Genomic DNA, 14,222 nt, shown 5'->3' with positions numbered 1-14,222 from the left:
AAAATGAAATCTTTTTTTGTTCTAATTACAATTTTTCTATTAATGCATTGTTCAACGGACCTTCGCCAAGTCCCTCCCCCTACAAAAAATGGGAATTTATCGCGAGCCAAAACAAATTTACCAGTTGTGATTGGTCGATTTGAAATCCTATCAGCAGATCGAGGCGTTTATACTGATGCGTGGCGTATGGCATGGAAAGGACATTTACAGTCTTCTGGAATTTTTTCGAATGTTCATTTAGAATTAGATCCGGAGGTAACAAAAGAATACTACACTATCGATGTTGAAATGAAAACCTCGTATTCTGATCGGTATAATTGGTGGTATACATGGCCTGCTGTTTACCCATTTATAGCCATCTGGCCCATTCAATATCGAATTGGAGAATATACAGTTGAAATCAAGTATAAACTTTTTCTTAATAAAGATCTTAAAAAAGAAGATGTTATAATAAAAAAAGGAAACACGGACGAATTCCTTTATGGATTTTTTAAAGTGAGAAACTTTCATAGGATGATTGAAGAAACAAATTTAGAAGCGGTGAATGTATGTTTAAAGAACTTAGAAGATTCACTGTAATACTATTATTGTTTTCGCAAATTGGTTGTGTCAGTATACCTTTCCAACCTGCAAATCGCACTGAAGAATGTATGGCATATTATTTTCAAACAAAACGTCAAGTCACAGAAATCTTTGATGAAAACGTGTTAACGATCGGTTTGATTGTAACATTATCACTTCTCAATTCTGCTTTTTCTTTTGTTTTTCTAGCTCCAATCTTAACGACTCCTTACATCCATTACAAAAATAAAACCAAATCGGATGATATTTTAAACAAATGGAAAGCCGAAAAGTGTGATATGAATTCTAAAAAAGAAATATATACTGAAAGACCGCCGTTAGGTCTCTAGTTATTTAAGAACTTCATTGTGTCACCTAACAGTAGACCAATTTGAAGTCTCAATTGGATTAAATCATATCGATTTTGGATTTCGTTTCTCATCACATCTCGCAATCGTCGATCAACAGTTTGTAATTCAATAATAGACGCTGATCCCGTTTTATATGCTTTTTCCATAATTTGAAAATTTTCTTCTGCGATTCTTTTACTTTCACGGGATATATCATACAATTCAACAAGGTTGTTGTGTTGTTGAATCAATTCATATAAATACAATCCAGTATTCTCACGTAAAAATTGCGATTGTGACTTCGCAAGTTTAACTTCAATTTTGGATTTATCAAATTCATTTTTATCAAGCCAACGATTAAACAGCGGAAATCGAAATCCAAAATTTCCACCAACATTGAAATCAGTATCAGAAGATCTGGCATAAATGCTATAATCATTTCGACTATAATCATATACCTGCATTGGATTGGTCCAAGTCCCGCTCAATCCAGAATAGGATTCTCTAGAGTTTTGATTGTATACATTTACAAAAAAATCAGGTACCCAAAGTTCATTAAATCTAACCTGCTTTTGTATTTCCAATATTTTGATTTGATTAACCGTTAAAATTAAATCAAAATTTACTTCAGAAAGATTTTTTTCATACTCTGCTAATGTTTCTTCAAAAGGTAAAACTTTATATTCCCTTTCAGGGATTTGTTTGAGTGTTACATCCTTTAATAAAAATTTTCTTCTAAAAATAGATTGGCTTTTTTGTTGATCAAGTCTGGATTTGATTGCATTGTATTTATAGAAGAAAAAATCTACTTTTGAGTTTTGTGTGACTAAGTATGATTCAATTCCTTGTTTATACAATTTTTGAACAGTTTGGAATTGTTTGTCTGCATCTGATTCGTTTGAAAAATCATAATCATAAAAAGCCAACAGTTTAAGTGTTTCTGCATATTGGAAAGCTTGATCAAAAAGTTCTTTTTGGTACAAAGCACGGTATTCAAGTAACAAACGTTCATATTCTAACTCAAGGATCATGTTTGTTAAAACCGTATTTCCTTGGTCCATAAAATTCCAATTTAAATTTAAGGATGTACTCCATCCTTTACGATTATATCCATCACCTCGAAGTGTTTCAAAAAATGGGGAATGTTCTAAATTCACAGAAGGTAAATAACGAAAATTTCTGGAATCCACATCCACTTTTTTCCGTTGGATTTCCATTTCTTTTAATTTCAATTCATATGACTTTTCACCAACTAACTTAGGCAGGTCATAGAAACTCACCACTTCGGAAGGAAGTAGAGAATCTGACATAATTAGCAATAGTAAAAAACAAAGAATGTTTCGAAATAAAATCACTATTAGAATTATCGGATTGCTTCTTGTTTGGAATGAAGTAATTGGTAAATTCCACCTTTAGAAAGTAACTCTCTATGACTTCCTTTTGAATCCAATTTCCCTCTTTCCAGAACAAAGATTTGGTCATAATGACGAATCGTATCCAAACGATGGGCTACCGTTACTATCGTAGCATTTGCAAAAACAAAATTGATATGAGACAGAATTCTAAGTTCAGTTTCTTTGTCCAATGAGGCTGTTGGTTCATCCAATAACAACATATTTGGTCGTTGCAAAAATAATCTGGCTAAGGAAATTCTTTGTTTCTGGCCACCTGAAAACATAAAACTCCTATCTGAAAATTCTGTATCATATCCAAGAGGTAACTTTACAATATCATCATGAATGCACGCAAGTTTTGCAGCCTCAACAACTTCACTTAATGTAGCTTCTGGTTTCGTAATGGAGATATTTTCCCTAACACTCCCAGCGATAAATGGATTTTCTTGAAAACAAACTCCAATTTTGGTTCTCAAACTTGGTAACCAAATTTCATTCAATGATATATCATCAACTAAAATATCGCCTTGCTGAGGATTGTACAATCCTAGCAATAGTTTGATGATAGTAGATTTTCCACTTCCACTTCGACCTACAAAGGCTACTTTTTTACCTGCTTGTATTTTTAATGATAAATTCCGAATACCTGATTCAGGTTTCTGACTATCATAAGCAAAATTTATATTCTTAAATTCAATATTCCCTTTCACTTCAGGTAAATCTACCTTAAACAAATTGTCCTTATCTGAAATCTCACTATCTAAAGATTCAAAACTTCTAAGACGATTCCAAGCAACATTTGCTTTTTGGAATTTTAGATAATCTTCATACAATGAAATTAATGGATTTCTTATATACGCGATTAATCCAATAATCGCATACAAAGTTCCTAATGTCATTTGATCATTTAAAATTAAAATGCTACCAACAAGCAAAGTAACCACAACTGTGATCTGCTTAAAAAAATCTGTGTTCGTAGACAATAGATTTGAATAAAATAATTTTTTACCTTCAGAGTTTAATTGTGATGTTAAGCGTTTTTCGAAATCCCAACGATGTGAATAAGTAGCACCTAAATTTTTGATTGTTTCGAACCCATTGATTGATTCTATAAAGTAACTTAGAGTTTCAGAGCGTTTTAGTGATTCTTTTTTTGTTTCTTCAATGATCTTAGGTGATAACAATCGCAAGACTAAAATTTCTGGTACAATGAATAACAAAATGATGATCAAAAGTATTGGTGATAAAAATAAAAAAATTACAAAAACCAAGGAACTAAAAATTAAATCAAAAATTTTCATAGCACCTTGGTCAGAGAAAAAAAGAATTATTGATTCAATTTCTTCCCACCGATTGAGTATTTCTCCCTTGCGATTTCGTTCAAAAAAAGATATAGGAAGGGAGATTAATTTTACTAAAAAACGAATTGCGATTGTTTGATTCACTCTATTACTTGTGAAAAAAATTACATTCGATCTAAAATAACCTAAAAAAGATTGGGAAACACTTAATAATACTACAGAAATGATGACCGGCAAAAAAAATTCACGACTCTCTTGTAATAAAACAGCATCTATCAAATACAAATTAACAAGTGGAATAAAAACTTCAAGACCCTTTAACACAAAACTGGCGAGGATTCCTGCCTTTAAATATTGAATTGCTGGTAAAAAATATTCACTGATTCCTGCAAAAAAACGACTTTTCCAATCCCAAGTTGTTTTTGGTTGAATTTTAGGAACAAAATAGATAACGATATTGGAAGATTTTTTTTCCCATTCTTCACGATTAAAAACTACCTGACCAACTTCTGGATCTAAAATCGTAACATATTTCTTTTTGATCTCTTTTAAAATTACATATTTGGAGTTTTCTAAATAACTTATGGTAGGAATAGAATTAAGTTCTGTTTCATGTTCACGCCAATTTACAAAATAACAATTTCCTTTTTCTTCTCCAAAACATTGTTTCCAGTGATGTGGTAGAATATCAGGATCAAAATCTGGAAAGTTAGGATCGGAATCATATTCGGCAAAAATATAACCCCAATACTTAAATATCATTTTTCTACAAACATCACCTGATTGAGACTTTCCTTCTTGGAATAAAAATGGAAAAGAAATTTGATTTCGAATAGGCGCAGAAAATTTTAATTTTGGTAGAAAATGAAATTTATCTTCTTCATAAACATTTGTTAGTTCGTAATCATCGTCCTGCGATTTTTCGCCTAAGTTTAGTTTACGTTCACTCATGATGGATCGAATTGTTATGAGTAAACTTTCAGATTTCTTAAAAAATTGTTCAGCACTTTTAGAAGAAAGTTCATATACAAAACTATCTTCCACTGCAGTCACTGTTGCATTTCTAACTTTTTTTTCGAGCACACCCATTTCACCGAGGATCGAACCCGCCTCAACATATGAAAAATAATCTTTTTGCCATGTGGATTTAGTAACCTTGAACTTACCAGATTTAATGAAATATAAAGAGGAACTTTTTGAACCTTCTTTGATTAATATCTGTCCTGAATTAATTTTTCTTTTGATTAATAATTTTGATAGTTCTTGAATTTCTGAATTCGAAAGTTTTCGAAAATATGGATGAATTCTTAATTCATCTCTTAATTGAACATTTTCTTTGTATTCATCCCATATTCTTTTTCTAGTTCTATCTGATTGAATGAATTTTGAAAATGAACTAGTAGAAAGTGTTAATACTCTTGAATTCTCTTCGATGTAGTAAAGTTGTTTGTCTAAAGATTCAGATGTATATTCCGAAATCCCATACAACGTTTCTTCTTTAAGAGTTTTGATTAATAATTCATTCTGATTGATTTTTAATTTAATTTGAATTCTACCTGTTTCCAATAATAAAATCGGTGTAGGTTCGTTATCACTAGCACCAATTTTATCTCCCGAAACTAATGATCTCGATTCAAATTGTGTGATTAATTTTTTCAAATCTGCTGAAGAAAGTTGAGATAAAAAACCATCTTCTTTTATTAAATCAGAAATATCTTTTAGTTTATGTTTCAAACTTAATTCCTTGGATCTGCATAACGAAATAAAATTTGATAAATATTTTTCCGATCTATCACAATATCTGCGATCACTTTAAGTCCTGGAAAAAGTTGGAATTGTTTCCCATCTTGATTTAAATCTTGTGTTCCCAAAATTAGAATTACTGAAAATGAATCTTTATCTTTTGTATTCGGAATGATTTGAGATACTGTTCCTTCCACCACTCCAAAATCATTTTGATGAAATGCTTTTACTTTGATGACAGCAGATAAACCAATTTTTACAGCTCCGATATCTTTGCTACTGACTTCAACAATGGCTTCTAATGGCTGGTCTTCTTCCATAAGAGAAGCAACCGTTTGGCCTCGAATGATATTTTGACCAACGTTATTAACAGCCAGTTCACCTATCACTCCGGAAAATGGCATTCGAATTACTGCGTTGGCTACTCTTTCCTTTTTTATTTTTGTATCACCACGTAAACTAGAAATGATATTCTCTTCCCGTTGGATTTCATCTTTAAGATTTCCAAACTCTTCATTGAATTCTAATAAACTTTGGTCATAGATAAATTTTGCACCAACTCCATTCTGAAAATCCATATAAGCTTTTTTTAAACTTACGAATTTACTAAGAACTCCTCCTGAAAGTGAAGCACCTGAATTGTTTTCTAAATTATAAGAAAGATTTTTTAATATCTTTTCTGCTTCTCTTTTGTTACGAATGAGTCTCTGTAATTTTTTTTCTTCGTAATCTAAATTGTTTGTATCTTTCGATAATTCAATTTGTTGTTCGGAGAATTCTAATTCCATTATGGGATCCCCTTTTTTTAGAAAATCCCCAGATTTCACATATAAATTTGTTAAAGTTCCAGTTTCCAATGCTTCCACAACATGGTAATTCCCTTTAGGTCGAATATTTCCATTTGCTTGCACAACAACATCAACTCGACCAATTACTAAGAACAAAACAAAACAGAAAAAGAATATCGAAATTAAATATATCCCTTTCTTTTCCCAGTTAGGTGCAGGGTGTTTTAATAATTCATCATAATAAGAAGCGGAATGTCTAGATTCCCAATTGGAATCAGTTTCTTTTATATTTTTAAATTTTTTAAACATGACTTTCCTCTTCCGTTAACGTAGGAAACAAATGATAATAATATCCTTTAGTTTGTATTAATTCAGCATGAGTTCCCATTTCAACAATACGACCTTCATCTAAAACGATGATTTTGTCAGCACTCACCGTACTATGCAATCGGTGAGAAATTTGTATGACAGTTCGATCCAAAAAAACAGTTTCCCATTGTGTTTGGATATGTGATTCTGTTTCCGAATCTAATGCTGATGTTGGTTCATCCAAAAATAGTATACTTGGATTCGTCACAAGAGCTCGTGCTATTGCAAGCCTCTGCCTTTGTCCCCCTGATAAACCTACCCCTGATTCACCAATTTTTGTCTCATATTTCATTGGGAATCGTTCTACGAAATTATCCACCGAAGCAAGTTTAGCTCCAGCTAACAATGATTCCATAGGAAGGGAGGGATTTTTTTTAGATAAATTTTCAGTGATCGTTCCTGAAAATAGAATTGGATGTTGTTCTACGGCACCAAATTGAATTCTTACTTCTTCTGGATCGAGTGTAGATAAATCGAATGAATCTACAAAAACCTTTCCTTTCGTTGGAGTGAGTGTTCCCATCATTATGCGCATCAAAGTTGATTTACCACAACCGCTACGACCTACGATTGCTATTTTTTCTCCTGCCTCAATATCCAAATTGATATCTTTTAATATCTCTGGCGCTCCTTCTGAATACCGAAAACTTATATTATCTAGTTTGATTTTTCCTGTAAGTCTTGGAAGTTCACCAAACGGCCGCAAACTAACAGATTCGCCTGGCAGTGAATAAATTTCAGTTAATCTCATGCGAGACTCTCTTAACTCACTGAGATCTTCATATAAATGGCATAACCTGACAATTGGTTCCATCAGCAGAGAATACAAAACTAAAAATCCTAAAAAACTTCCGAGTGACAACTCTTGATTTAAGACCTGATTTACTCCAAATGTGATGACTGCGATGAGTCCAATTTGTTCAAAAAACTTACTGATAAGTTCTAAGATATGAACTCTTTTTCCCACACGTAAGTTTGTTAAAATTGTCCTTGCGATTTCATTTAATCCTTTGGCGAGATAACGACTTTCAATGGAAGATGCCTTGATCAATTGAATACCTGAAAAAAGTGAAAGAAAGAAAGCAGTTGTTTTTTTCTTGGATTCAAAACTATGTTTTTGTAATTTTTTAATCTTTGAACTGGAACGAACGACAACAATTGCATATAGAATTAAAAAAAATAAACCTATAAAAGATAATCCACCATCTAATCGAAATAGTATCAAAAGATAGATTGGTAAAGTAATCAAATCCAAAATCAAAAACAATCCAGAACGTTGTGTGATTTCCAATATCCTTTGGTTTTCCTTTAATCTTTGAGTAAAATCACCTGTTTCAAATCTGCGGAATTCAGGAAGTGTTAAGTTTAATATATGTTGGAAAAATCTTACAAAATAATTATATTCAAGATTTTGCATCAAGCCAATAGAAATCAAATTTCGAAATAAAGAGAACATGGTTTGAAAAAAAACCGATAAGGTTACACCGAATACAACTGTGAATAGAAAATTTCGATCGGAAAAAACTAAAACTTGGTCAACTATCTGGCGGATTAAATATGGTAACGACAAAGAAAGTATAGCTGAGAAAAAAGTTGCCACCATCACCCAACGAATTTCTTTTTTTTTGGGACTAAAGAGCATCCTCAGTTCTTTAAAAAAACTGATTAAACTGACTTCTGCAGACAAACTACTTGGAGCTAAAGAAAACTGCAAGATAACCCCATCCCAATGTTTTAAGAACTGGGAAGTTGAAATTTCATAAACACCTTTGATTGGATGGGAAATCAGAACAGCATCTAATTCTAAATCAACAAGATACAATAAACATGGAAAATTTTCTTCATCAGTGATGAACACTGGATTTTCTAATAATTGTAATTCTAAAAATGGAATATGTAATTGTTTAGTTAAAAAACCAAGTTTTTCCAATTCGATCGCTAATTCAAAAATACCAGGGATAATATTTCTACTAAGTTCATTTTTGATTCTAATTTTCCAATTGGTAGGTAATGGTTTATCAAACACTCTTAAAGCTAATTCAGAACATACCAAACCAACCAAACTCACTTGATCTGTGGTAACTTGTTCTATTAAAATTGTTTGTGTTGTTTTTTTAATTTCAAATCGTTTGGAAACAAATGGCCGAATTGAATTTTCTTCTTTTTCTTTTGATTTATAAGTCGAATATCGGAGTAATCTTGATTGTACGATTTCTTCAAGTTTGTTTCCTTTCTCAGCTCCTATGACTTTTCGGATTACATTCCCTGGAATTTGATAAAGTTCGGAATCTTCAGCAGTGATGGCACTTGCCAATCGTTTTTGTTTTTTAAAGATTGCGATTTCGCCTAAGATATCACCCGACTTCATAATCGAGATGATTTTTCTTGGATTCTCTGTTCGAATTTGGATTTTACCTGATCGAACAATGTATGCTGCTTCTCCTGCTTCACCTTCTACAAAAATAAACTCACCTTGCGGAACTTTGATGAGCTGAATTGATTTCAAAATTGATTTGATTTCATCTGGAGATAATTCATCAAAAAAACTAAGTTTTCTTACATAATGGAATTTTTCTTGTTCTTCTTCTCTATGTTTAGCTTTTTCTGCAATTTCAGGATGTGCATCAACTAACTTTAAAAAACGAGAAGTTGGTAATAATAATACAATCGATGGTTCTAATGCATAATAATCATGTTTTGATGGTGTTTTTGTTAAGGTGATCCTTTCACCTATTGATTCACCTTCTTCGACAAAGGCATATCTTCCTTTATTTAGATCTTCCTTATTTTGTTTCATTCCAAATTTGCCAGTAAGAACAAAATGAATGTATTCAGGCATCTGGTTTGCTTTGATTAACGATTGTCCAATTCGTATAAACTTAATTTCGATAAAAGGAAGGAGAGATTCTCTCTCAGAATCGTCTAACTCAGCAAGTAAATAGTTAGAACGAAATACAGAACGAATTTTATCGAGATTACGCCTAACTTCTGATTGCATTTATTTTTCCGCTAACATCAGCATGTGGGTCACTGGAAAATCTAGTGGGATAAGTTCTGAACCATTATTAGGATTTTCCGATTGAGAGGAAAAAAGTTTTACCTTCCCTTCATATCGATTTTGTACTAGCCACTCATTACGGTATTGATTTGAATTTGGTGAAATTTTAAAACCAATCGATTCCAAATTTTCTTTCCATTCTCTAAAACTCCAAAAACAAAAGGATTCGTGCATTTCGCTTTCCCAATTGTCAGTATAATCTTTTTTAGAGATGTATTCACAAATATCTTTAAGTTTCATGCGCTCGTATTCTATACCATCGACTGAAATGGAGGCAGTCCTAAGCACATAACCTTCTTCTTTACGAAAGTCTCTTTGGAATTGGTAAAATCTTTCTTTTGTGGATAAAGAATCTAGATATTCTTTGAAATTGGGAAAGTCTTTTGGGCTCCGACCATGGTTTGTACTCGAATTTTCTTCCATCCAAACAAATACTTCCTTTTCTTTGTCTTCTGGACCAAGTACATCTCGGTTGATCCAAACCCCACCATACACCAATTCCTCATAGCGGTTTTGTAAAAAAGCCAAGAGTTGAGAGCGACCACCATAGGACTCAATTTCATGAGTGAGAGACGATGTGTGAATGGTATTCATACTCATTCTTGGGAATACATTTCCACTTACTGCATTCCTTCGTATAAAAAAGATGTTAGGATTTGAAAACTCTCCATTCTCTTTTCTTTGTTCGCAAAGTTGGTATAGATGCCTTGCTATCTCTACACCGTAAAAATCGGATTCTGAATAATTTGATTCTTGGCAAACAAGTTTGATCCAAGATCCAACCGCACATCCAATATCTCCAATCCTACCAGGTTTCACAAAAGGTTTGGTCTCTTCGAACTTGAGTTCAGCGATATTGTCCATTTCACGGACATACGTATTATAATCTCTTGATTCAGTTAAGTCGCCATCATCTCCTATAAGTGAATCAGAAAATAACATATCTACTTTTTCAAATAGACGATAGTCTTTCCACAATCGTATACAAGCTGGGTCTAGATTTTGGAGTAAACCTTCTAAATGATCAAACGAAATGTCCGAATCCAGACATTTTGATTCTCGTTCAAGATTCGATTGTTTCTGATTATTTTTGTATTCTTTTGCTTTCGAGACAATCTCTTCCAACTCTTCCCAAGGTAGTTTCGCATGGAAAGAAAGTTTGGAACCTGGATTTTTTTCGACAGGCAAAATTCGATAACCAAGTGATAAATATAAATTCGCAACCGGTGTGGAACATAATACAATTGTATTTTCCGGTGTGAGTGATAACTTTAACTCAGTCTCCACTTCAATTTTTTTAATTGTATATGAAGCGAAGTTAGGTGACAAACCAATATCATCGATTGGAATTACATAACTCGGTAATGACAACTCTCTAGAAAAATCTTGGATCATCATAGCCCTCTGGTAAAGGGGAAGAGGGTTTCGTCTTGTATTGTTGTGATTGGCCGAGGTTACTGCAAAGATGATAGCAGTTGGAGGTTTGGAAACCGCCAATGGATTTCCAAACACATCCAATACTTCCGAGAGACCATGTTTTACCAATTGGAGTAAATACTCTTTTTGGTACCTTGTGAGGAGATGGTGACGCCCCGGAAATAAAAGGTACATTTTGTACTATGCTTTAGGGTTTTCTAAAACAATCGCGATCCCTTGTCCTCCACCAATACAAAGCGAAGCAACACCATACTTAACTCCTCGTCTTTGCATCTCTAGCGCCAAAGTCAATGTTACACGGTTCCCAGAAGCTCCGAGTGGATGTCCTATCGCAACGGCTCCGCCATTCACGTTGGTGATCTTTGGATCAAGTCCCAATTCTTTTTGAACAGCTAAGTACTGAGCGGCAAATGCTTCATTCACTTCAACAAGACCAATGTCTTTCAAACTGAGTCCTGCTTTTTGTAAGGCAGATGGAATGGCAAGTGCTGGACCAATTCCCATCTTCGCAGGATCACAACCAGCATGCCCCCAAGATTTTACAATCGCGAGTGGTTCTTTGCCTAGTTTTTTTGCTTGTGATGCAGATGCTACGATCATAGCAGAAGCTCCATCGTTGATGCCGGATGCGTTTCCTGCAGTGACAGTCCCATCTTTTTTGAATGCAGGTTTTAAAGTTGCAAGCTTCGTTGCGCCAGCCTTTCCTTTGATGAATTCATCTTTATCAAATACGATTGGATTTTTTCCACTGATGGTGATGGGATGGATTTCCTCTTTGAGTATTCCTTTGTTCGTTGCTTCTTCAGCTCTTTCTTGTGACGTTGCTGCCCAAGTGTCTTGTTCTTCTCTTGAAATTTTGTATTGGTCAGAAAGGTTTTCTGCTGTCATTCCCATCGGAAGTTCTACATAAATATCCGTTAAACCTTGTGCCAATGAATCTTCAAATTCAGCATTTCCATATCGAACACCAAATCTCGCATTACGAACCACATAAGGAGCATTACTCATAGATTCAACTCCACCAGCAAGGACAGTATGAGCTTCACCTAACATAATTTTTTTGGACGCTTGGATGACTGCTTCCATTCCTGAACCACATAGTCTATTGAGTGTTAATGCGGGACTAGCGATTGGAACCCCTGCTTTAAGCCCAATATGGCGAGCTAAATAAATTCCGTCTTTGCCAGTAGGGATAACGTTTCCAAAAATACTTTCTTCAATGAGTGAAGGATCAACACCCGTTTTTTGTAATGCTGCTTTTGTAACTTCGACCCCAAGGTCTACGGCGCTCATGTCTTTAAGAGTTCCGCCAAAACTACCGAATGCGGATCTAAGTCCGCCCAATATGTAAACTTGTTCCATAGATACCAGGAATGGGCAAAATTGGTCAACTGTCAGCTAAGAATTGAAATTTCACTTGAAAGAGTATGCCACTTAATTACACTTCCTGCATGAATCGAGAACCAATGTTCGGCCTTGACACAGGTTTTATTTCCAAACAAACCGCTGGCCTCATTCGAGGGATCCTACAAAAACGATACTCCATTGGAGAAAGTTCCATTCCCTTATTTTCTTCCCCTTCTCCATTGTATCCAGGATTAGAACTCATTTCCGATAAAGGGCAAAATCCCATTGGATCACGTCTTGTGGTCGGAAGTATCCGGATGGGTTATGGCCACCATCGAATGGCACTTTCCGTCTATTCCCATTCGTTAAAAAAAAACATACCTACCTATTTACATGATTTACTCGCCATCGAATCCCCAGAGTCAAAAGCCATCGGCGATATCGATTCTGGGTATAGTTTTTTCTCACGAATGAGTTCTGAAATTGGTGGGCCTGTAGAATGGATTTGGGGCCAACTTATGTCACAAGGGAATCTCACTTCTCTTGAACTTTCTTGCCAACTCGCATCCCTATATAAGGGACTGATGCATGGTATTCCCAAAGACTCACCAGTCATCACCACATACCCGTTAAATGGTCAAATTGCAGTCGCATCTGATTTTCAAAAGACTATCCACCTCATCTGTGATAATTACCCTCAATACTATTTACTTGTCCCAGGTGCATTAAATTTGGTTCAGTCACCTTCCTCTTATACGAAGTACATCGAGATGGGAGTTCCGAAGGATAACTTAGCCGTTGCAGGGCATTGGGTTTCCGAAGACATTGTGTCGAATGCAGTGACAGATTCCGAAAACCGAGTTCGTAGGATAGATGCCAAAAAAACCAGAAGGTTTTTAATTCCAATCGGTGGTGCCGGTGCACAAAAAGGGTATATCTTGGATCTCATTCGTTTGACCAAGTCTTATCTCATCAACAAAAAAGCTGCGTATTGGATCAACACAGGTGATCATGTCAAAGTTTTAAAAGCAATTGAAGAATATTTGATCTTTCAAAAAATCCCTTATCTTTCTATTGATTCCTGGGAGGATCTATTAACATTCATTACACGACACCCTCTTAGGTCAGATGACAATGAAAACAATCCACCAGTAGTATTGTTTCATTTTCCATCCCACACAGAAGCATTTTCAGCAACGGATAAATTGATCCGCATAGCAGATGTTCTGGTGACAAAACCTTCTGAATTAGCTTTTTTTCCCATTCCCAAACTTTTCATTAGAAGAGTAGGTGACCATGAAGCAGCATCAGTTGTCCGATCATTGGAACTTGGAGAAGGAACCGTGGAATGTAGAGAAGTAATGCATGCGAAGGAACTTGTTCAAATTTTCACAGAATCGGAGGATCTACTTCTCAGAATGAACGAATCCATTATTAAGAATACAATCGAAGGGATCTATAACGGTAGTAAAACGGCCGTCGAAATGGCGACCGCAAACTAAGTATTTAGGATGAGAATTTTTTTTCTAGTTCCCGTTTTGTGGATTCCCAAATCGCTGGAATTTTTTTCCCTTCGATGATGGATGAATCCACATCACCGGCTTTCACAAGGCTTTCTGCTTTGACAACAACTTCGGAAAGTGATGAGAGTCCAAAATTTGCTGCCACCCCTTTGATTTGGTGGAGTTCAGATTGGAGGTCTTTTGGATCTTTAGTTTGCATCAATCGATCCAAGTTTTCAACCCGAGTTGCCATATTTTCCAAAAGCGAAGCGATCATTTCCTTAAGCCAAGCTTGGTCTTCAGGATCGTTCATATCCACAAGAGATTCTATTCGCGACCAGTCTATTAACAAGTTCACACCACCCTTCCAAA

The 14,222-nt window shown here is 34.7% G+C and carries 10 protein-coding genes; 3 read left to right on the top strand and 7 right to left on the bottom strand.

Annotated features, from left to right (window positions below; genetic code table 11):
• Positions 1–3: 3 nt before the first annotated feature.
• Positions 4–579 (top strand): LBF_2127 family putative lipoprotein, encoded by a 576-nt coding sequence (locus tag EHQ43_RS18945; RefSeq protein ID WP_135772033.1) that lies wholly within the window; start codon positions 4–6, stop codon positions 577–579.
• Positions 549–911, top strand: coding sequence for a hypothetical protein (locus EHQ43_RS18940; protein ID WP_135772032.1), 363 nt, complete (start codon positions 549–551; stop codon positions 909–911). The genes EHQ43_RS18945 and EHQ43_RS18940 overlap by 31 nt, the downstream gene beginning before the upstream one ends.
• On the opposite strand, the gene EHQ43_RS18935 is transcribed toward EHQ43_RS18940, so the two are convergent.
• The 6 genes from EHQ43_RS18935 to EHQ43_RS18910 are packed head-to-tail and all read right to left on the bottom strand — an operon-like array spanning position 908 to position 12,363.
• Entirely contained in the window at positions 908–2,221 is a 1,314-nt protein-coding gene (locus EHQ43_RS18935) for a TolC family protein (RefSeq protein ID WP_135772031.1), read from the bottom strand. The genes EHQ43_RS18940 and EHQ43_RS18935 overlap by 4 nt on opposite strands.
• Positions 2,222–2,274: 53 nt before the next feature.
• Positions 2,275–5,340 carry an ATP-binding cassette domain-containing protein gene (locus tag EHQ43_RS18930; RefSeq protein WP_135772030.1) on the bottom strand — a complete coding sequence of 1,022 codons (3,066 nt, stop codon included), beginning with the start codon at positions 5,338–5,340 and terminating at the stop codon, positions 2,275–2,277.
• Between the two features lie 2 nt (positions 5,341–5,342).
• On the bottom strand, positions 5,343–6,446 hold the full coding sequence (locus EHQ43_RS18925; RefSeq protein WP_135740850.1) for a beta-barrel domain-containing protein: 1,104 nt from the start codon (positions 6,444–6,446) through the stop codon (positions 5,343–5,345).
• Entirely contained in the window at positions 6,439–9,504 is a 3,066-nt protein-coding gene (locus EHQ43_RS18920) for a peptidase domain-containing ABC transporter (protein WP_135772029.1), read from the bottom strand. Before EHQ43_RS18920 ends, EHQ43_RS18925 begins: the two co-directional genes overlap by 8 nt.
• Positions 9,505–11,175 carry a transferase gene (locus EHQ43_RS18915; RefSeq protein WP_135772028.1) on the bottom strand — a complete coding sequence of 557 codons (1,671 nt, stop codon included), beginning with the start codon at positions 11,173–11,175 and terminating at the stop codon, positions 9,505–9,507.
• A 6-nt stretch (positions 11,176–11,181) separates the two neighbouring features.
• Positions 11,182–12,363, bottom strand: coding sequence for an acetyl-CoA C-acetyltransferase (locus EHQ43_RS18910; protein WP_135772027.1), 1,182 nt, complete (start codon positions 12,361–12,363; stop codon positions 11,182–11,184).
• Positions 12,364–12,428: 65 nt separating this feature from the next.
• On the opposite strand from EHQ43_RS18910, the gene EHQ43_RS18905 reads away from it, so the two are divergent.
• Positions 12,429–13,850, top strand: a complete 1,422-nt coding sequence (locus EHQ43_RS18905; RefSeq protein ID WP_135740846.1) for a DUF6938 domain-containing protein — start codon at positions 12,429–12,431, stop codon at positions 13,848–13,850.
• A gap of 4 nt (positions 13,851–13,854) precedes the next feature.
• Here the strand turns inward: EHQ43_RS18905 and EHQ43_RS18900 are convergent, their stop codons facing one another.
• Positions 13,855–14,163, bottom strand: a complete 309-nt coding sequence (locus EHQ43_RS18900; RefSeq protein ID WP_135742381.1) for an Hpt domain-containing protein — start codon at positions 14,161–14,163, stop codon at positions 13,855–13,857.
• Between the last annotated feature and the right edge of the window lie 59 nt (positions 14,164–14,222).

It is taken from the genome of Leptospira bouyouniensis (assembly GCF_004769525.1).
Classification (GTDB): Bacteria; Spirochaetota; Leptospiria; order Leptospirales; family Leptospiraceae; genus Leptospira_A; species Leptospira_A bouyouniensis.
The sequence above is the reverse complement of the archived record's forward strand: the minus strand, read 5'-3'. Positions and strand labels throughout refer to the sequence as shown.